Source organism: Halorussus sp. AFM4 (assembly GCF_051194995.1).
Classification (GTDB): Archaea; Halobacteriota; Halobacteria; order Halobacteriales; family Haladaptataceae; genus Halorussus.
In genome coordinates this window covers 332,841-351,258 of sequence record NZ_JBNTJT010000004.1, presented here as the reverse complement: position 1 = coordinate 351,258, position 18,418 = coordinate 332,841, and the positions used below count along the sequence as shown (strand labels likewise).

The 18,418-nt window shown below is 69.1% G+C and carries 18 protein-coding genes and 1 tRNA gene; 7 read left to right on the top strand and 12 right to left on the bottom strand.

The features are described from left to right. Positions 1 to 27: 27 nt before the first annotated feature. Together ACQUQF_RS19155 and thsB are read right to left on the bottom strand one after the other, a co-directional pair. Positions 28 to 1,023: an ornithine cyclodeaminase family protein gene (locus ACQUQF_RS19155; protein WP_435180738.1), complete on the bottom strand. Its 996-nt coding sequence runs from the start codon at positions 1,021 to 1,023 to the stop codon at positions 28 to 30. A 206-nt stretch (positions 1,024 to 1,229) separates the two neighbouring features. Further along, on the bottom strand, positions 1,230 to 2,876 hold the full coding sequence (thsB, locus tag ACQUQF_RS19150; RefSeq protein ID WP_435180737.1) for a thermosome subunit beta: 1,647 nt from the start codon (positions 2,874 to 2,876) through the stop codon (positions 1,230 to 1,232). 438 nt (positions 2,877 to 3,314) lie between these two features. Between thsB and ACQUQF_RS19145 the strand changes: the two genes are divergently transcribed. The 5 genes from ACQUQF_RS19145 to ACQUQF_RS19125 all read left to right on the top strand — a co-directional run bounded on the left by ACQUQF_RS19145 (position 3,315) and on the right by ACQUQF_RS19125 (position 9,520). Next, on the top strand, positions 3,315 to 4,520 hold the full coding sequence (locus ACQUQF_RS19145; RefSeq protein ID WP_435180736.1) for a substrate-binding domain-containing protein: 1,206 nt from the start codon (positions 3,315 to 3,317) through the stop codon (positions 4,518 to 4,520). 111 nt (positions 4,521 to 4,631) lie between these two features. Continuing rightward, positions 4,632 to 5,762: a phosphate ABC transporter permease subunit PstC gene (pstC, locus tag ACQUQF_RS19140; RefSeq protein WP_435180735.1), complete on the top strand. Its 1,131-nt coding sequence runs from the start codon at positions 4,632 to 4,634 to the stop codon at positions 5,760 to 5,762. After that, positions 5,762 to 7,465 carry a phosphate ABC transporter permease PstA gene (gene pstA, locus ACQUQF_RS19135; protein WP_435180734.1) on the top strand — a complete coding sequence of 568 codons (1,704 nt, stop codon included), beginning with the start codon at positions 5,762 to 5,764 and terminating at the stop codon, positions 7,463 to 7,465. Before pstC ends, pstA begins: the two co-directional genes overlap by 1 nt. Beyond that, positions 7,462 to 8,493 (top strand): phosphate ABC transporter ATP-binding protein PstB, encoded by a 1,032-nt coding sequence (gene pstB, locus ACQUQF_RS19130; RefSeq protein WP_435180733.1) that lies wholly within the window; start codon positions 7,462 to 7,464, stop codon positions 8,491 to 8,493. Before pstA ends, pstB begins: the two co-directional genes overlap by 4 nt. A gap of 4 nt (positions 8,494 to 8,497) precedes the next feature. After that, positions 8,498 to 9,520, top strand: a complete 1,023-nt coding sequence (locus tag ACQUQF_RS19125) for a PhoU domain-containing protein (RefSeq protein ID WP_435180732.1) — start codon at positions 8,498 to 8,500, stop codon at positions 9,518 to 9,520. Between the two features lie 131 nt (positions 9,521 to 9,651). Here ACQUQF_RS19125 and ACQUQF_RS19120 read toward each other — a convergent pair whose 3' ends face one another. From ACQUQF_RS19120 to ACQUQF_RS19095, 6 genes are all read right to left on the bottom strand, one after another. After that, positions 9,652 to 9,927, bottom strand: a complete 276-nt coding sequence (locus ACQUQF_RS19120) for a hypothetical protein (protein WP_435180731.1) — start codon at positions 9,925 to 9,927, stop codon at positions 9,652 to 9,654. A 307-nt stretch (positions 9,928 to 10,234) separates the two neighbouring features. Beyond that, positions 10,235 to 10,316, bottom strand: a tRNA-Ser gene (locus ACQUQF_RS19115). 43 nt (positions 10,317 to 10,359) lie between these two features. After that, entirely contained in the window at positions 10,360 to 10,572 is a 213-nt protein-coding gene (locus tag ACQUQF_RS19110; RefSeq protein ID WP_435180730.1) for a hypothetical protein, read from the bottom strand. 106 nt (positions 10,573 to 10,678) lie between these two features. Beyond that, positions 10,679 to 11,059, bottom strand: a complete 381-nt coding sequence (locus ACQUQF_RS19105) for a Rid family detoxifying hydrolase (RefSeq protein ID WP_435180729.1) — start codon at positions 11,057 to 11,059, stop codon at positions 10,679 to 10,681. Between the two features lie 70 nt (positions 11,060 to 11,129). Continuing rightward, positions 11,130 to 12,341 (bottom strand): threonine ammonia-lyase, encoded by a 1,212-nt coding sequence (gene ilvA, locus ACQUQF_RS19100; RefSeq protein WP_435180728.1) that lies wholly within the window; start codon positions 12,339 to 12,341, stop codon positions 11,130 to 11,132. A 286-nt stretch (positions 12,342 to 12,627) separates the two neighbouring features. Further along, on the bottom strand, positions 12,628 to 13,047 hold the full coding sequence (locus tag ACQUQF_RS19095) for a gamma-glutamylcyclotransferase family protein (protein ID WP_435180727.1): 420 nt from the start codon (positions 13,045 to 13,047) through the stop codon (positions 12,628 to 12,630). 176 nt (positions 13,048 to 13,223) lie between these two features. Here ACQUQF_RS19095 and ACQUQF_RS19090 point away from each other — a divergent pair, with 176 nt between their 5' ends. After that, positions 13,224 to 14,135, top strand: coding sequence for a PepSY domain-containing protein (locus tag ACQUQF_RS19090; RefSeq protein ID WP_435180726.1), 912 nt, complete (start codon positions 13,224 to 13,226; stop codon positions 14,133 to 14,135). Positions 14,136 to 14,399: 264 nt separating this feature from the next. On the opposite strand, the gene citZ is transcribed toward ACQUQF_RS19090, so the two are convergent. Continuing rightward, positions 14,400 to 15,539 (bottom strand): citrate synthase, encoded by a 1,140-nt coding sequence (citZ, locus tag ACQUQF_RS19085; RefSeq protein WP_435180725.1) that lies wholly within the window; start codon positions 15,537 to 15,539, stop codon positions 14,400 to 14,402. Positions 15,540 to 15,655: 116 nt separating this feature from the next. Between citZ and ACQUQF_RS19080 the strand changes: the two genes are divergently transcribed. Next, on the top strand, positions 15,656 to 16,894 hold the full coding sequence (locus ACQUQF_RS19080; RefSeq protein WP_435180724.1) for a potassium channel family protein: 1,239 nt from the start codon (positions 15,656 to 15,658) through the stop codon (positions 16,892 to 16,894). Positions 16,895 to 16,948: 54 nt separating this feature from the next. On the opposite strand, the gene ACQUQF_RS19075 is transcribed toward ACQUQF_RS19080, so the two are convergent. The 3 genes from ACQUQF_RS19075 to ACQUQF_RS19065 form a co-directional block, all read right to left on the bottom strand. Next, positions 16,949 to 17,287, bottom strand: a complete 339-nt coding sequence (locus ACQUQF_RS19075; protein ID WP_435180723.1) for a DMT family transporter — start codon at positions 17,285 to 17,287, stop codon at positions 16,949 to 16,951. 135 nt (positions 17,288 to 17,422) lie between these two features. After that, a complete protein-coding gene (locus ACQUQF_RS19070; RefSeq protein ID WP_435180722.1) occupies positions 17,423 to 17,689 on the bottom strand; it encodes a DUF7536 family protein in 267 nt (88 codons plus the stop codon). A 126-nt stretch (positions 17,690 to 17,815) separates the two neighbouring features. Continuing rightward, the gene (locus ACQUQF_RS19065; RefSeq protein WP_435180721.1) at positions 17,816 to 18,286 is read right to left on the bottom strand and encodes a hypothetical protein; all 471 of its coding nucleotides are present in this window, start codon (positions 18,284 to 18,286) and stop codon (positions 17,816 to 17,818) included. Between the last annotated feature and the right edge of the window lie 132 nt (positions 18,287 to 18,418).

Genomic DNA, 18,418 nt, shown 5'->3' with positions numbered 1-18,418 from the left:
CGGGCGGCCCCAGGAGCCGGTTCTGGACTACTGCGTCTCGGTGCCGATGAGGTCGAAGGGGTAGCCGTTGTCGTTGTCGTCGGCGTGCTCGTAGACGACGTGCGCCGCGGCCACGTCCTGGATGGCGAGGCCGGTGGAGTCGAAGACGGTGATGCCGTCCTCGGCGGTTCGCCCGTCGAGGTCGCCCACGACGATGTCGCCGAGCTCGCCGTAGATGTCGTCGTCGGTCAGGACACCCTCGCGGTACGGGACGTTGATCTCGCCCGAGTGGGTGGTCTGGGCGTGGTCGTCGATGACCAGCTTGGCGTCCAGAAGGATCTCGTCGGCGAGCTCGTGCTTGCCCTCCGCGTCGGCGCCCATGGCGTTGACGTGGGTGCGCTCGCCGATGGCCTCCCGGGAGACGATGGGGTCCTCGACCGGCGTCACCGTCGAGAGCACGTCGCACTGCGCGGCCTCCTTGATGGAGCCCGCCCGCACCTCGAACTCGCCCTCGAAGTAGTCGATGAAGTCGGCGACCGCCTCCTCGTCGGGGTCGCTGACGACGACCTCCTCGATGGGCCGGATCTCCGAGACGGCCTCGAGCTGGGTGTACGACTGGACGCCCGCGCCGACGATGCCCATCGTGGTCGCGTCCTCGACCGCGAGGTGGTCGGTGGCGACCGCGGCGGCCGCGCCGGTGCGCTTCATCGTGAGCTCGGTGCCGTCCATGATGGCCAGTGGGAACGCGGTCTCGGGGTCGGAGTAGACCATCGTGCCCATCACCGTGGGGAGGTCGAACCGGTCGGGGTTGTCGGGGTGGACGTTGACCCACTTGATGCCGGCGGCGTCCCAGTCCGCGGCCTCGAGGTACGCCGGCATCGACCGGAAGTCGCCGTTGTACTGGGGGAGGTCGATGTAGGACTTCGCGGGCATCTGGGCGTCGCCGCGGGCGTACGCGGCGAACGCGTCCTCGACCGCCCGGATGACGTCCGGCATCTGGGTGTTCTCGTCGACGGCGTCCCGGTTGAGCAGGAGCGTGTCCATACGGGTGGCTTCGACCGCCGGCACTATAAATTACCTAAAACGGTGCCGAATCGCGCAGGGTTTGCCACGGCGGTTCGGCCGGGCGGAAACAGCTACTGACGGCTCTCGGAGGTCGAAGCCAAAAAACGGAGATTCCGTCGGTCGGCCGATCGCGGTACAGTGCGGTCGCAATGCGGCGGGCGGTGTGATTCAGCCTGCGGCCTGCGTCACATCGCGCCGCCCATGCCGCCCATGCCGCCCATACCGCCGGGACCGCCCTGCTCGTCGTCGCCCTTGTCGGTCGACAGGTCGCCGGCGGAGATGATGTCGTCGATCTTGAGCACGAGGTTCGCGGCCTCGGTGGCGCTGGAGACGGCCTGCTCCTTGGCGTGGGCCGGCTCGACGACGCCCGCGTCGAAGGTGTCGACGACCTCGCCGCTCTCGACGTTCAGGCCGGCGCGCTCGTCGTCGGACTCGTGGGCCGCGCGGAGGTCCACGAGGGTGTCGATGGAGTCCAGACCGGCGTTCTCGGCGAGGACGCGCGGGACGAGTTCGAGCGAGTCGGCGAACGCCTCGACCGCGAGCTGCTCGCGGCCCTCGACGGAGTCGGCGTAGTCGCGGAGCCGGCCCGCGACCTCGACCTCGATGGCGCCGCCGCCAGCGACGACGCGGCCGTCCGAGACGGTCTGGGCGACCACGTCGAGCGCGTCGGTGACGCCGCGCTCGAGCTCGTCGACCACGTGGTCGGTCGAGCCGCGGAGCAGGAGGGTGACGCCGTGGCTGTCCTCGCCCTCGACGTAGAACAGCTCGTCGTCGGCGTCGCGGGTCACGTCGCCGTGACCGAGGTCGTCGGTCGAGACGCTGTCGAGGTCGGAGACGACGCTCGCGCCGAGGACCTCCTTGAGGAAGCCGATGTCGCTCTTCTTGACCCGGCGGACCGCCAGGATGCCCTCCTTGGCGAGGTAGTGCTGGGCCATGTCGTCGATGCCCTTCTGGCAGAAGACGACGTCGGCGCCGGTCTCGACGATCTTGTCGACCTTCTCGCGGAGCTGCTGCTCCTCCTGGTCGAGGAAGCTCTGGAGCTGGTCGGGGTTCTCGATGTTGACGCTGGTGTCGACGTCGGTCTCCTCGATCTCGATGGCCTCGTTGAGCAGGAGGATGTCGGCGTCCTCCGCGCTCGTGGGCATGTTGTCGTGGACCGGGTCCTTGCTGATGACCGCGCCCTTCAGGAGCTCGGACTCGCCGGCCGAGCGGCCGGTCTGGGTCTCGGTCTTGACGTACTCGAGGTCGACGGTGCCGTCGACGGTGACCTGCTGGACCGCGTCGACGATGATCTGGCTGAGGCGCTCCTTGTTGAGTTCGGCGCCCTTGCCGGTCATCGACGTCTCGGCGACCTTGCGGAGCAGGTCCTCGTCGTCGGGGTCGACGTCCTGGGCGACGTTGTTGATCTCCTCGCGGGCCTTCTCGCTGGCGAGGTGGAAGCCCTTGATGATGGCGGTCGGGTGGATGTCCTGCTCGAGGAGGTCCTCGGCGTTCTTGAGGAGTTCACCCGCGATGGCGACGGCCGTGGTCGTGCCGTCGCCGGCCTCGTCCTCCTGAGTCTCGGCGACCTCGATGATCATCTCGGCCGTCGGGTTGTCGATGTCCATCTCCTGGAGGATGGTGACGCCGTCGTTGGTGATGGTGACGTCGCCCATCGAGTCGACGAGCATCTTGTCCATCCCTTTCGGGCCGAGTGTGGAGCGGACCGCGTCGGCGACCGCCCGGGCCGCGGTGATGTTGTGCTCCTGGGCGTCCTTGTCCTTGACTCGCTGGGAGTCCTCGGACATTACGATCATCGGCTGGCCTTGCATCCGCTGTCCTCGCTGGCTCATAGTACACCAGAGAGTATGATTGTGATTCTATATAAATGTTCGTTTCCTAGCCAATAGGTAACACGGCGAACCGTCAGCCGGGGGTTCGAGAAATTCGCCCGGACGAACGCGTTACCGGGCGAGAGACGGGAATCCGGCGTTCGAGAACCGACGCGGACCCGGTCGAGTCCGGCCCAGGGGTTTATACGAGTACTCGGTTCACACGGGCGCTTTAGTCTCGGAATCGGGAGCGATCGAGGCATCACAGCGACGAGGCCACCCACTATCGGCGTCGTGTTTTGCTTCTTATAGTCCCTCGTGCCCCGACACCCCGCCGTCTATGTAGAGTACCTATGAGGGCGTTTCACGACCCGCCCGACGGTTCGCCTATTACTCGACAGAGGTGATATATTCAGCAATTATAAGGGTACTTAATCGAGTTCCGGGTCTCACTACGTGATGACGTCTGACAACGGACGGCAGTCTGACAGCGTATCGCGCCGGATGTTCCTGCTCGCGTCCGGTGCGGGTGCGACCACGGCGCTCGCCGGGTGTACCGGCGGTTCCGACAACAACACGACGACGGCCGACGGGTCCGACGGCGGCACGACCGAGGGGTCGACCGACACCACCCAGGGGTCCGACGAGACGGCCCAGCAGGACACCGGCTCGATGGACACCTCGATGCTCAGCGCCGAGGGCTCCTCGACCGTCTACCCCATCTCGAACAAGGGCAGCTCCTACTGGAACTCCAACGCGCCGCCGAGCGACGGCGAGTACTGGGGCTCGTCCAGCGAGGGGACAGTCCCCGGCTGGAGCGAGATCAAGACCGACAAGCGCCTCGCCGACTACTTCGCCGGCCTCTTCGGCTTCGAGGCGACGGGCAAGCAGGCCAACCCGCCGTTCCCGACCACGGTCGGCCTGAGCCACTCCGGTACCGGCTGCAAGTCGGTCCGCGACGGACTCGTCGACATCGGCAACTCCTCGGGGCCCATCACGGCCGAACTCGGCATCAGCGACAAGAAGGCCAAGGAGAACTACGTCGACCACGTCGTCGGCCGCGACGGCCAGCCCGTCGTCGTGAGCAAGGACATCTGGGACGCCGGCGTCCAGAAGCTCACCGCCGAGCAGGTCAAGAAGATCTACCAGAACGAGATCACGAACTGGAGCGAGGTCGGCGGCCCCGACAAGGAGATCTACTGCGTCGGCCGCGCCGAGGGCTCGGGCACCGACACCGCGTTCCGCCTCAACATGCTCGGCGACGCCGAGGCTCCGATGCCGGGCGTCGACACCCGGAAGGGCCAGAACCAGCAGGTCAAGACCGTCGTCCAGCAGAACGAGGGCGCCATCGCGTACATGGCGCTGGCGTTCACGGGCAAGCAGGTCAAGCCCATCGCCATCGAGTTCAACGGGACGACCTACAAGCCCGACAAGAACGCGAGCCACACCATCTTCGACAGCGACTACCCGCTCAACCGGGACCTGCACATGTACACCAAGAAGACCGACGAGACGCCGTCGGGCACCGACAAGCGCGAGGCCGCGTTCATCAACATGTTCCTGACGACGTTCGGCCAGAAGGTGTTCGTCGAGGACAACAACTACATCCCGCTCCCGACCAAGGACATCGAGAAGGAGAAGAGCAAGCTCCCCGACATGGCGTAGAGCAGCCCGCCGGCCCTGGGGCACCCGGTAGACGGCCGGCTGCATCGCTCGAAGCCGCTGTTGCCCTCGTCGTTCCGTTTTCGACCGCATCTGAATCATACCACACGAAAAATGGCAACACTGACTGAGACTGACTGGACCGGACTACGAGGGGCGCTCCGGCGGCGGCTGTCCGAGGCACGCGACGCCGTCGCGGAGACCGACGACGGGGCGCTCGCGACGGGCGCGATCGGCTCGCTGGCGCTGCTGGCCACGTTCGTCGGCTTCCTCGTGACGTCGCCGCTGACCACGGTGGCGTTCCTCGCGTTTCTGGTGGCGGTCGGGTACGGCTGGTTCCGCCACCAAGCAGTGACCGCGCACGCGCTGTCGCTAACGATGACCGTCTCGACCATCCTGATACTGGGGCTCATCACGGTGTTCATCTTCCTGGAGGCGTGGCCCGCGTTCGAGTACGCCTCCGCGGAGGTGCTCGGCGTGTCGGTGCCGGGGCTCCGGCTGTTCACCGAGACGACCTGGGACCCGGTGACAGCCAAGCGGTTCTCGCTCGTGCCGATGATCCACGGGACGGTCCTGGTGACCGTGATCGCCACGCTCGTCGCCGGCCCGCTCGGCGTCGCGGCCGCGCTGTTCATCAGCGAGGTCGCGCCGCCGACGGTGCGGGAGCTCGTCAAGCCCGGCGTCGAGATCCTGGCGGGGATCCCCTCCATCGTCTACGGGTTCATCGGCTTCACCATCCTCAGCCCGTGGGCCAGCGACCAGTTCGACCTGGTCGGGCAGGGGACCTACCTGTTCGTCGGCGTCGTCGTCGGCCTGATGGCGCTGCCGACGGTGGTGTCGGTCGCCGAGGACGCGCTCAACAGCGTGCCCGAGTCGATGAAGAGCGGGTCGCTCGCGCTCGGCACGACCGACTGGCAGACCATGTCGACCATCACGCTGCCGGCGGCGTTCTCGGGCGTGTCGGCCGCGGTGCTGCTCGGGGTCGGTCGCGCCATCGGCGAGACCATGGCCGCGACCGTGATGCTCCGGAACAGCCCCGCGCTGCCCGACCCCGTCTACAACGTGTTCTACGGGTACGAGACGCTCACCAGCCTCATCGCGGCCCGGTACGGGAGCTCCCACGGGCTCCAGATGAACGCGCTGTTCGCGGCCGGCGTGGTGCTGTTCGTCACCGTGCTGTTCCTGAGCGTCGGCTCCCAGCTGATAGAGAAGCGCATGAAGCAGAAGCTCGGAGGCGACCGGTGATGAGCGGCGTCACCGGCGGGGACCGGGGAACGAACCCGAGTCCGGCCGGCGGCGCGGGCCCGGATCCCGGCGCCGACCGCGGTACCGGCGCCGAGCGGGACGCCCTCGTCCGCGAGGGGACCTCGGTCGCCGAACTGCTCGCGGCCGGGACGGTCGGGCTCTCGGCGCTGCTGTTCGCGCTCGCGCTCGGCGCCCAGTTCGAGCTGCTCACGATGACCGACGCGGTCGCCGGCGTCCCGATGGTGACCGCGCTCGGCGGGCTGCTCGCGGTCCTCGGCGCGACGATACTCGGCTTCGGCGCCGGGTCGCGCCTCGGGGTCCTCCCGACCGAACCCCAGACCGACGCCGGGCTGGTCGCGGCGACGGCGTTCGCGGCAATCTGGTTCGTCGTCGGCGGGCTCGTCGGGTCCCAGACGCTCGGGCTCGGCCTCGGCGGGTGGCTGGTCGCCGCGCTCGCCGCGGCCGCGGTCGCGTTCGCCGCGACGGTCGCCCCGCGCGAGGACGTCGGGTCGACGCTGCCGGCGGGCGCGCTCGCGCTGTTCGCCGGCCTCGTCTTCGTCACGGGCACCATCGGCCCGCAGTGGTCGTGGACGCCCGGCGGCCTCCGCGCGACGTTCTTCCCCCGGTTCGTCGTGCCGACCGTGGTGATGTTCTGCGCGCTGGTCATCGGCTGGTCCGGCGCGAAGGCCTACGGCGGCTTCGGCGCGCGGGGTCGCCACGTCGGCGCCCACGTCCTCCTCTACCTCAACGCGGGTGCCATCCTCGCGGTCCTGTTCGGACTGATAGCGTTCGTCGTCGCCAAGGGGTTCCCCGGCCTCGTCCAGGGGATTTCGGTCGGGTCCGGCGCCGGACCGTCGACGACGATCGCGCTGTTCGGGGTCAGTTACACCGTCGTCTGGCCGGTGTCGTGGCCGTTCCTCATGAACGGCGTCTCGCTGCTGGCCGACGTCGACGGCGTCCTGCCCGCCATCGCCGGCACGGTCTGGCTGGTCGTGGGCGCGGTGCTGTTCGCGGTCCCGCTCGGCGTCGGCGCCGCCGTCTTCCTGAGCGAGTACGCCGACGAGGGGCGGTTCACCGAGGTCGTCGAGGTGGCGACCAACGGGCTGTGGAGCACGCCCAGCATCGTGTTCGGCCTGTTCGGGTACGCCTTCCTCATCCCGCGGTTCGGCGGTCAGAAGTCGCTGCTGTCGGGGATGCTCACCCTCGGGTTCATGCTCCTCCCGCTGGTCGTCATCACCGGCCGCGAGGCGATGCTCGCGGTCCCCGACGAGTACCGCGACGCCAGCGCCGCGCTCGGCGTCACGAAGTGGCAGACCATCCGGAGCGTGGTCCTGCCGGCCGCGATGCCCGGCGTCGTCACCGGGGTCATCCTCGGGGTCGGCCGCATCGCGGGCGAGACCGCGCCCATCCTGCTGACGATGGCCGGCGGCACTCTCCTTCCGGGGAGCCAGACGGTGGACGTCATCGGCGGCTTCCGGTTCAGTTCGTCGCCGCCGTTCGTCACGAACCCCGAGCTCCTGCAGGCGACCAGCGCGCTCCCCTACCAGGTGTACGCGCTCGTGAAGGCGGGCGTCGAGGGACCCATCAACAACCCCGACAACTTCGCGTGGGGGCTGGTGCTGGTCCTGCTCGCGGTCGTGCTGTCGTTCTACGCGGTCGGCATCGCCACGAGGTACTACTTCCGGAAGAAACTCTACCAATGACAGAGACGACACCCGATTCCACGTCACACCAGGACAGTCGCACAGACGCCTCGCCCGCGGGCGCCAGGTCCGAACGGTCCCCGGCGAGCGATCCGGCGGCCGACTCGCCGACACCAGACGCGGCCGAGTCCGCGGAGTCGCCCGCGACCGGGCGGTCCGCCGCGACCGCCTCGACCACCGCGGGCGAGTCCGAAGAGACCGTCCGCGACGAGTGGACCGAGTACGAGTTCGACGGCGCGCCCAAGCTCTCGGTCGAAGACCTCGACGTCCACTACGGCGACGACCACGCGCTCAAGGGCGTCTCCATCGACATCCCGGAGAAGAGCGTCACCGCACTCATCGGCCCGTCTGGCTGCGGGAAGTCGACGTTCCTGCGGTGTCTCAACCGGATGAACGACCGCATCCGCTCGGCGCGGGTCGACGGGTCGGTGGAGCTCGACGGCGAGGAGATCTACCAGGACGGCGTGAACCTGGTCGAGCTCCGCAAGCGCGTCGGCATGGTCTTCCAGTCGCCCAACCCCTTCCCGAAGTCCATCCGGGACAACATCGCGTACGGGCCGCGCAAGCACGGCGACATCGACGACGGCCTGCTCGACAAACTCCTCGGTCGCGCCGACCCCGAGAAGGAAGACGAACTCGTCGAGCGCTCGCTGAGGCAGGCCGCGCTCTGGGACGAGGTCAGCGACCGGCTCGACGACAACGCGCTCGGGCTCTCGGGCGGCCAGCAACAGCGCCTCTGCATCGGGCGGTGCCTGGCGGTCGACCCCGAGGTCATCCTGATGGACGAGCCCGCCTCCGCGCTCGACCCCATCGCCACCGCCAAGATCGAAGACCTGATCGAGGACCTCTCGGAGCGCTACACGGTCGTCATCGTCACGCACAACATGCAGCAGGCCGCCCGCATCTCCGACCAGACCGCCGTCTTCCTCACCGGCGGGGAGCTGGTCGAGTACGGGGAGACCGACCAGATATTCGAGAACCCCAACAGCCGGCGCGTCGAGGACTACATCACCGGGAAGTTCGGGTGAGACCATGAGCAGCTCGACACCCGAGACCGAGGTCTCCCGGAAGGTCCAGTCGGTCGGCGGCTCGTCGTTCTCGGTGTCGCTGCCCAAGGACTGGGCGACCGACAACGGGCTCGAGGCCGGCCGCGAGGTGTACCTCTACCCCCACGAGGACGGCACGCTCGTCCTCCGGACGACCGAGCGCGGCGACGCGACCGAGGAGCTCGACGTGTCGGCCGACGACGTGCCGCCAGACCGGCTCTCGCGGGCGGTCGCGGCCCTCTACCTCGCGGGCGCCGACCGGTTCGCGCTGCGGACCGACGACCGGTTCTCGTCGGCCGAGCGCCGGGCGATGACCGCCGCCGCGGGCGACCTCGTCGGGCTGGAGGTCGCCGAAGAGACGGCCGACCGCGTCGCCTTCCGGGGCGTGCGGCGCTCGGGCGACCTCGCGATCGGCCAGACGGTGCTCAACCTGCGGTACGTCGCGCTCTCGATGCACCGGACCGCGACCGGCGCGGTTCTCGACGGCGACGCCGACCGCGCCCGGGAGGTCGCCCGCCAGTCCGACGACGTCGCCCGCCAGTTCGCGCTGGTCGGGCGGTGCGTCGAGCGCCGAGTCGGGCTACCCCCTGGCCCGAACCGACCCGACGTCGACCGACGGACCGCGCTGGACTACTTCGCCATCGCCCGCGAGCTCGTCGGCGTCGCGTCCTGCGCCGAGCGCGTCGCGGCCGTCGCGCGGGAGCTCGACGACCCGCCGACCGGGGCGGCCGCGTCGGCGCTGTCGGACTACGCCCGCGACTCCCGCCGGGTGGTCGAGCGCGCGGTCGAGGCCACCATCAACGGCCGCGCCCCCGAGACCGCCTACGACGCGCTCGACCGGCGGGAGGCCCTCGCCGACGACCTCGACCTGCCGGCGCGGCCCCCGTTCGACGCCGACGAGGTCGACCCCTACCACGCGGCGCTCGTCATGGACGCGCTCGACAGGACGGCCGAGCACGGCGGGAACGTCGCCGAGCGCGCGCTCAAGATGGGGCTGCGCGCGGACTGACCGACGCAGAACAGGTCGGAGACCCGCGGCTCGGCGGGATCAGGCTCCGGAGAATCTTCCTCGTATCTACCCCTTGTCGCCAGAGGCACTTAAAGGAGCGCGGAGGGCCGCGGCCGCCAGCGGCGACGGGATCAGACCTGGACGCAGAGACCGGTCTTCGGAACGCAGACCGTGATGCGACCGGTACGCCGGCGGGTCCGGCGAGCGCGGCGGGCGGTCCGCGCGGTCAGCAGCGCGGCGGCGGCGAGCACCGCGGTCCCCGCAGTGAGGGTCGGGTAGCTCAGGGCCACTACTGTGACGACTATCGCCAGCGCCAGCAGCGCCGACGCCAGCAGCGAAGCGCCGACGCCGCGCGTGTAGGCCGGGTCGCGGTGCCGCGGCGGGTCGTGGGGCAGTTCGGATCTCATCACAGATAGACGGAGGGCCGCCGCGCCCATAACTGTAATCTGAACTATATTTCTGTAGCGCCGCTTACCGAACTGCGGTTATGTAGCCGACGTGAGAAGACTGCCGGACTCGACGTTCGACGACGAGCGGTGAGCGGCTGAAAGCGCCGTGACTGGGATTTGAACCCGGAGCCAGACAGTCCTGCTCACTCGCTTCGCTCGCTGCAGGGGCTGTGACTGGCAGGGGTTCAAATCCAGCCCGGTGGCGATCTCCGCTCACGGAGTTGGCGAGCAGACGGGCTGCTCGCCGTGGTGTTCGCAGAGAAGACGCCGGGACTGGGATTTGAACCCAGAACCCCGTAAGGGGACACGCTTTCCAGGCGTGCGCTTTGCCATTCGGCCATCCCGGCCCGCGGTGATTCGTAGTCCCGTCCCGCGTTTAAATCTTCCTTTCTACGCGAACAGCCGCCCCTCGACCAGGTACGAGAGGCCGGTCGCGCCGACGCCGACCGCCAGCGCGACGCCGGCCTTGACCGCGACCGGGTAGCGGTACCCCGTCGCGAGTTCGTAGCCCTGGAGCGCGACCAGGAAGGTGAGCAGGCCGACCACGCCCCAGAGGACGCTGGCCTTCACGCGCGGGCGGACCGGACCCAGCTCCAGCGTCATCTCATGCTGTCGGCTGTAATTCGACGACCCGAGGGTCGCCCAGAGATGCCGTACAAGTCCGTGAAACGAGCATAGTTGGGATTTTACGTACTTACAGCCGACAGTGTCAGTCGTTCGCGGCGATGGCCTCGATCTCGACGCCGACGCCCTTCGGGAGGCCGCCGGCCTCCACGGCGCTCCGGGCCGGCGGGTTGTCCTGGAAGTACTCCCGGTAGGCGTCGTTCATCTCGTCGAAGTCGTCGATGTCGTCGAGGAAGACGGTGACCTTCAGCACGTCCTGCATCGTCAGGCCCTCCTCCTCGAGGATGGCCTTGACGTTCTCGAGGCTCTGGCGGGTCTGGACCGCGATCTCCTCGTCGTCGAGCAGGTCGCCGTCGGGCGTCATCGGGATCTGGCCCGCGGTGAACACCACGTCGCCGTTCGTCGTCGCCTGGCTGTACGCGCCGACCGCCTCCGGCGCGTCCTGGGTGCTGATGATGCGCTTCATATCGCTTTGTTCACGCGCTGTAACTTAAACCTGGGCAACCCCGCTCTCGGCCGGGGGCACCGGGCCCGTCCTACGCCAGCACCGCGACGTCGAACCCCTCCTCGCGGAGGGCGGCCAGCAGCTCCTCGACGTGGGCCTGGCCGCGGGTCTCGAGGTCGAGTTCCACCTCCGCGGCGTTCATCGCGATGTCCCGGGAGGTCCGGTCGTGCTGGATGCCGTAGATGTTGGCCCGCCGGGCCGAGATGATGTCGATGAGGTCGTCGAGCGCGCCCGGCCGGTCCTTGAGCACGGTCCGGAGCTTGACGTACCGGCCGGTCTCGACCAGCCCGCGCATGATGACGGTCGTGAGCGTGTTCATGTCGATGTTGCCGCCCGACAGCACCGGGACGATTACCTCGTCGGCCTCGTACTCGATGGCGCCCGACAGCAGGGCCGCCAGCGGAACCGCGCCCGCGCCCTCCACGAGCGTCTTGGCGCGTTCGAGCAGATGGGTGACCGCGACCGCGATCTCGGAGTCCGAGACCGTGACGACCTCGTCGACCCGCTCCTCGATGACCTCGAAGGGCTTGCCGCCGACGCTCCGGGTGGCGATGCCGTCCGCGATGGTGTCGACCGCGTCGAGGGTGTGGACCTCCCCCTTCCGGAGCGACTCGGCCGCGCTGGCGGCGCCCTCGGCCTGGACGCCCACGACGCGGGCCGCGGGCTTCTGCTTCTTGACGGCGGTCGCGATGCCCGCGATGAGCCCGCCGCCGCCGATGGGGACGACGACCGTGTCGAGTTCGGGGAGGTCCTCGATGATCTCCAGGCCGATGGTCCCCTGGCCGGCCATTACCAGCTCGTCGTCGAAGGCGTGGACGTAGGTCCGGCCCTCCTCGCGCTCGATCTCGTGGGCCCTCGCCTGGGCCTCGTTGTAGTCGTCGCCGTGGAGCACGACCGTCGCGCCGTAGTCGCGGGTCGCCTCGATCTTCGATATGGGCGCGTTCTCGGGCATCACGATCTTCGCGTCGACGCCGCTCCGGGTCGCGGCCAGCGCGACGCCCTGGGCGTGGTTGCCCGCGCTCGCGGTGACGACGCCCGCGGCCGCCTCGTCGTCCGAGAGGGTCGCGATCCGGTTGGTCGCCCCGCGGATCTTGAACGACCCCGTGCGCTGGAACGTCTCCAGCTTGAGGTGGACCTCCGCGCCGGTCATGTCCGAGAAGGTATGGGAGTAGTCGAGCGGCGTCCGCCGCGCCGTCTCCTCGACGCGGACGCGGGCGTCGAGGACGTCCGAGAGATCTATCATACCGCACTCTAATCCGGGTATCTCTTTAACCCTTTTTCAACTGAAACCACTCCCGCAGGCGGTCGGCGTCCGACCCGCGGCGTCTCCGGAGTCGACGCTGTCCGTCCTGGAACAGGGGGAAAGGGGAAGTGGGCGCGAAGCGTGTGACGCGCACTCGGAGAGTCGCAGGGGAGGGACTTAAAGCCCCGGTGGACGCGGTGAAAGTGAAAGTACAGGACAGCGGCGTGATGAGACGCTCGTCTGACGGACGGCACACGTTGCGTTCATCATATAAACCTATTGGCCGTTATCGCGGTCGCAGTTGAACTACGACCTCGTTCTCGCGACAGAATCGCTCGACCGCGTCGGAGAACGGCGCCTCGCCCGGCCACTCGACGTCGGCGCCAAGCCGGTCCGGGTCGCCGACGTACACGTCGACGCGCTGCGCCGACTCGCCGTCGGAGTCCGCTTCCGATTCGCCGCCGACCAGCGGGACCGGCACCCGGACGTACAGGCCGGCGTCGACCCCCTCGTAGGCGTCGAGCGCCTCGACCTCGGGCGTCCGGAGGACGCGCCCCGCCGCCGTCCCGCCCGGTGCGAGCGTGGGATACTCGCCGTCGACGCGGTGGAGTCCGGCCAGGACGGCGTCGCCGCGGAACTCGAACGCCGAGACGACGCGGGCCACCTGCCCGGGGTCGGTCAGCGTCCCGTAGACGAAGACGTCCATGCGCCACCCTGGGACGCCGACCGGCTTGCGCGTTCCGGTCCACTCGACGTCGCGCCCACGGACGGGGACTCCGTACGTCGCTCCGGGGCGGCGGCGACGTCCGGACCCCGCTCGTCGCGCGCACCCCGGGACGGGCCTGTTCACGGTCGGATGGTTATGTTCACGGTCGGATGGTCATGTTCGGGAACTCGTGGCTGGTCGGCGTGGGCCTCGGCTTCGGCGTCGCCGGCGCCTACGCCGGCATCCTCGGCGACTACGTCTGGACGACGCTGGGCCGGCGGCGCGTGGTTCCGGCGGGGCGACTGGGCCGCGGAGGCGACCGCCACGATGCACGAGCGGGGGAAGCCACGATGTACGAGCGAGGGAGCGCCGAACGGGTGCGAGCCCGGAGCGAGGCCGCGCGGCCGCCACTACTTTGCAGGAGTCCGGGCCACTATCGACAATCGAGGCCGGTGAACGGAATGACACGCAATCGACTGTTCGGACTGGGACTCGTACTCCTGCTCGTGGTGGGACCACCGGTCGCGGCGGCGACCCCTGCGGTCGCGTCCACCGCGACCGGAGAGATCTCGGCGCGCCCCGCATCGGCGACGGACGCGGCCCGGAACGCGACCGCGGTCGACGCGATGGTCGCGGCCCAGAACGCGACGAACGGCACGGCCATCGGCGTGGAGCGCGAGCGCAACGACGGGACGCCGGTGTGGGAGGTGGAGGTGTTGCGCGCGGACGGGGCGCGGTTCGAGGTCGACGTCCACGTCGCGACCGGCGCGGTACGCCGGGTCGAGGACGGGAGCGTCCTCGGCGGCGGGGCGTCCGAGGCGCTCCTGCCGGTCAACCGGACCCGGAACGTCTCGGCGATGCGCTCGGCGGTCGAGGCCGTCGAGGCCGTCCGGAACGAGAGCGTGACGGCGTCGAGCGTCACGCAGGTGTCGCTGGAGGTCGAGAACTCGACGCTCGTCTACGAGATAGAGTACGCGACGCGGCAGGGCGACGGCGAGGTCCACGTCGCCGCGCTCCGCGACCGGGCGGTGAACCGAACGACGGGTCGTTCCGTTCGAGAACGACCGGGCGTCGCGGGTCGGGGGTAGCTGGCCGGCGTCGCGGGTCGCTCGCGGTAGGGCTGTTCGCCGTCTTATCGCTCGTCGAGCGGGACCCAGTCCTCGTGCTCCGACCCGGTGTACTTCGCGCGGGGCCGGATGAGGCGGTCGTCCGCAACCTTTTGCTGCGCTCGTCGCTCGCTTCGCTCGCTCCGTCGCTGGCAAAAGGTTGATCAAAAGCCGTCGGTCGTCCCGGTGGTCCTCCCTCGGTCCGCTCGCTCACAGCGTTCGCTCGCGGTAGGGCTGTTCGCCGTCTTACCGCTCGTCGAGCGGGACCCAGTCCTCGTGCTCCGACCCGGTGTACTTCGCGCGGGGCCGGATGAGCCGGTTGTCCTCGTACTGCTCGAGCACGTGGCCGATCCAGCCGCCGGACCGCGACATCGCGAAGATGGGGGTGTAGAGGTCGATGGGGATGCCCATCTGGTAGTAGGTCGACGCCGAGTAGAAGTCGACGTTGGGCGCCAGGCCCTTGTGGTTCTGCATGTACTCCTCGATCTCGACCGACATCTCGTACCACTTGGTGTCGCCGGCGGCCTCGCCGAGCTCCTCGCTCTTCTCGCCGAGGATCTTCGCGCGGGGGTCCTTGACGTTGTAGACCCGGTGGCCGAAGCCCATGATGCGGTCGCCCCGCTCCAGGGCGTCGTCGACCCACGTCTTGGGGTCCTTGCCGCTCTCGTCGAGCTCTTTCAGCATCTTCATGACGTTCTGGTTGGCGCCGCCGTGGAGCGGGCCGGCCAGCGTCCCGATGGCGCTGGTGATGGCGCTGTGGAGGTCGGACAGGGTCGAGGAGGTCACCATCGAGGAGAACGTCGAGGCGTTCAGGCCGTGGTCGGCGTGGAGCACCAGCGCCATGTCGAACGTCTCGGCCAGGACGTCGTCGGGCTCCTCGTCGTTGAGCATGTAGAGGAAGTTGGCGGCGTGGCTCAGGTCCTCGCGGGGCTCGACGGGGTCGTTGCCGTTCCGGATGCGCTTGAACGCCGCCACGATGGTCGGCATCTTGGCGGTGATGCGCCGGCCCTTCCGGAGGTTGACCTCGCGGTCGGTGGGGTCGGCCTCGGAGTCGTCGGGGTCGTAGGCCGAGAGCATCGACACCGCGGTCCGGAGCGCGGCCATCGGCTGCTCGTCGGCCTCCGCGAGCTTCCGGACCGTGTCGAGCACGTCGTCGTCGACGGCGCGCTCGGCGGCCATCGACGCGGAGAACTCCTCGAGCTCGTCGCGCGTGGGGAGTTCGCCGTGCCAGAGCAGGTAGAGCACCTCCTCGTAGCTGGCGTTCCGGGCGAGGTCCTCGATCTCGTAGCCGCGGTAGATGAGGCGTCCCTCGTCGCCGTTGATGAAGCTGAGTCCCGATTCTGCGACGACGACGCCCTCCAGCCCTTTCTTGACCTCGTCTGACATACCCTGATACTTCTCGGCAGGACCGGAAAAGCATTATCTTTCCTCTCGGTTCCGAGGAGTCGGGGCCGGGCGGTCGGCTACGAACGTTTTTATCCCGAGACGCACAACTCCACGCCATGGACCGGACGGGCGGCGAGGTGACGTACGAACCCGTCAGCGTCAAGGCGGTGCTGTCGGAGATGAAGGACACCGCCGAGCTCCTCATCGACCTGTCGTTCTCCGCCGTGCTCAACGGGAGCGACGACATCGCCCGGGAGGTGCTCGACCTCGAGGCCCGGATGGACGTGCTCCAGATGCGGGCCCGGATGAGCCTGCTGATGGCCGCCAGGAACCCCGAGGACGCCGAGCAGCTCGCGCCGGTGCTCGGCGTGGTCGGCGCGGCCGAGAAGATCAGCGACGCCGCCGGCGACATCGCCAAGGTCGTCCTCGAGGACATCGGGCTGCCCGACGCGATGCGGGCCGCGCTCCCCGAGGCGGTCGAGACGCTCGTCCGCGCCGAGGTCGCCCCCGACTCGCAGCTCGCGGGCCGGACGCTGGGCGCGGCCAACGTCGAGACCGAGACCGGGGTGCGGGTCATCGCCATCCACCGGGGGGACGACTGGATCACCAACCCCGACCGCGACACCGCGCTGGAGGCCGGCGACACCGTCCTCCTGCGGGGCCCCGACGACGGCATCGCGGAGGTGTATCGGTGGGCCACCGGCGCGGACTACGAACCGCCCGAGCCGCCCGAGCCCGGCATCGAGGACCTCGAGCGCGCGGTCGACTCCATCGTGCTGATGAAGAACATCAGCGAGCTCGCGGTCGACCTCGCGTACGGCAGCGTGCTCTTCGACAGCGCGGCGGTCGCCGAGGAGGTCGTGGAGCTCGAGGCCGAGGTCGACGCGCTCCAGTCGCGGTTCGAGGCCTGGACCCTCCGTGCGGCCGCCCGGGTCGAGGACCCGGTCTCGCTCCGGGGGCTGGTCCACCTCGCCAACGCCACGGAGGTGGTCAGCGACGCCGCGGTCGAGATCAGCGAGGGCGTGCTCCGGGGGCTGGGCACCCACCCGGTCGTCGAGCAGGCCGTCGAGGAGAGCGACGAGGTCATCGTCCGGCTGACGGTCGCGCCGGGCAGCGAGTTCGACGGCGTGACCCTGGGCGCCCGCGAGGTCAAGACCGAGACCGGGATGCGGGTCATCGCGGTCCGGCGCCCGGGCGACGACCGGGGCGAGCGCGGCGGCGACTGGGTCATCCAGCCCGGCCCCGACACGGAACTGCGGGCCGGCGACGTGTTCATCGCCAAGGGGACCCGGTCGGGCGCCGAGCGGCTGGCGGAGCTGACCGGCGACGAGTACTCCGCGGAGTCGGGCCGATAGCGGCGCCGCGGAATCGAGGGCGGGGTCCGGGCCGCCGACGCGGTTCGGCGGCGCTCAGTGGGCCGGCGAGTACGACTCCGAGAGCAGATTCAGCACGACGACGCCCGCGATGATCAGCGCCATCCCCGCGAGCCCGGCCGCGTCGACCGACTCCTCGAACAGGACGACGCCGACGAGGGCGGCCGCCACGATGCCGACCGCCGACCACGTGGCGTACACCAGCCCGATGGGGAGCTCCTGGAGCGTGAGGCTCAGCAGGTAGAACGAGCCGAGGTAGCCGGCGACGACGACCAGCGACGGCAGCGGGTTCGAGAACCCGTCGGAGAACTTGAGCGCGGTCGTCCCGGTGACCTCGGCGGCGATGGCGGCGCTCAGGTAGAGGTACTCGCGCATGGCCCGAGGGTGACGCCGATTCGTATTAAATGTTTAATTTAACAGATTTGACTCATTAGAATCGGTATCGCCGCGCGGAGCCGGGATTCCAGGATTTGTCGGAGCCGTCGTCGCACGGAAATCGCCGCGAGCGGGCTAGTCGAGGTCGGTCTCCCGGGCGAGGCGGTAGGCCGACAGCAGCGTCAGCACCGTCGTCGTCAGCGCGCCGAGCGCCGCGGCCAGGACGAACCCGAGCCCCAGGTAGTACACCACCGGGCGGTTCGTCCCCGGGACGAAGACGAACAGCGCGAGCACCGCCGCGGTGAACAGCAGACTGAACGCGAACCCGCGGACGGCGTTCCGCCGGACGTTCAGCGCCGCCGCGAAGTTCGCCCGCGGTCGCTCGGGGACGTTCCCGGACATGCGCGGACGTTGCCGCGGCCGAACAAAAGGTGCGTCGGTTCGGGGGCCGTCACCGCGAACCGGCGGTCGCGGAACCGGAGACCTCGGGGAAGGCGTCCCGGCTGCGGCGGTTCCGAGAGTCGGGCGCTATCCCTGCTGCTGGGTCTGCGTGTCGCCGTGGGTCTGGTGGGCGCGCTGGCGGATCTCCTCGCGGACGTGGCTGATGAGCTCTTCGCCCGAGGCGTCGTCGCTGGCTCGGGTCTGGAGCTCCTGCTCGATCTGCTCGGCGGCCTGCTGGACGCGGTCGGGCGCCTGGTTGCCGGTTACGCCCTCGTAGAGGTTGACCAGCCAGTCGGCGCCCTCGCCCTCGATGGACTGGCGGAACTCCTCGGGGCTCATCTGCTCGACGCTCTCGTCCCAGCGGTGAGAGACGTTCTGCGAAATGTCGTTCTCGGAGACCCCGAGGAAGTTGGCCAGGCCGCGTCGGTAGTCGTCCTGGCTCTCGGTGACGCCCTGCTTCCACTTGTCGGCGGCGCGCTCGAGGTGCGACTCCCAGATGGCCATCGCTTCCAGTTCGTCCTGCATCTCGTTACCGCCTTCGTCTTGTCCTGCTGACATTGGAATCACGGGAGCATCGCGCCGCTCCCGGTTGGTAGTAGAAGACGTTTGGGCATAAACACCTCATGGCCAGCCATGTTATATTTACGTCGGAACAGTGTAATGAGTACGAACCGGATCGGAGAAAATCGC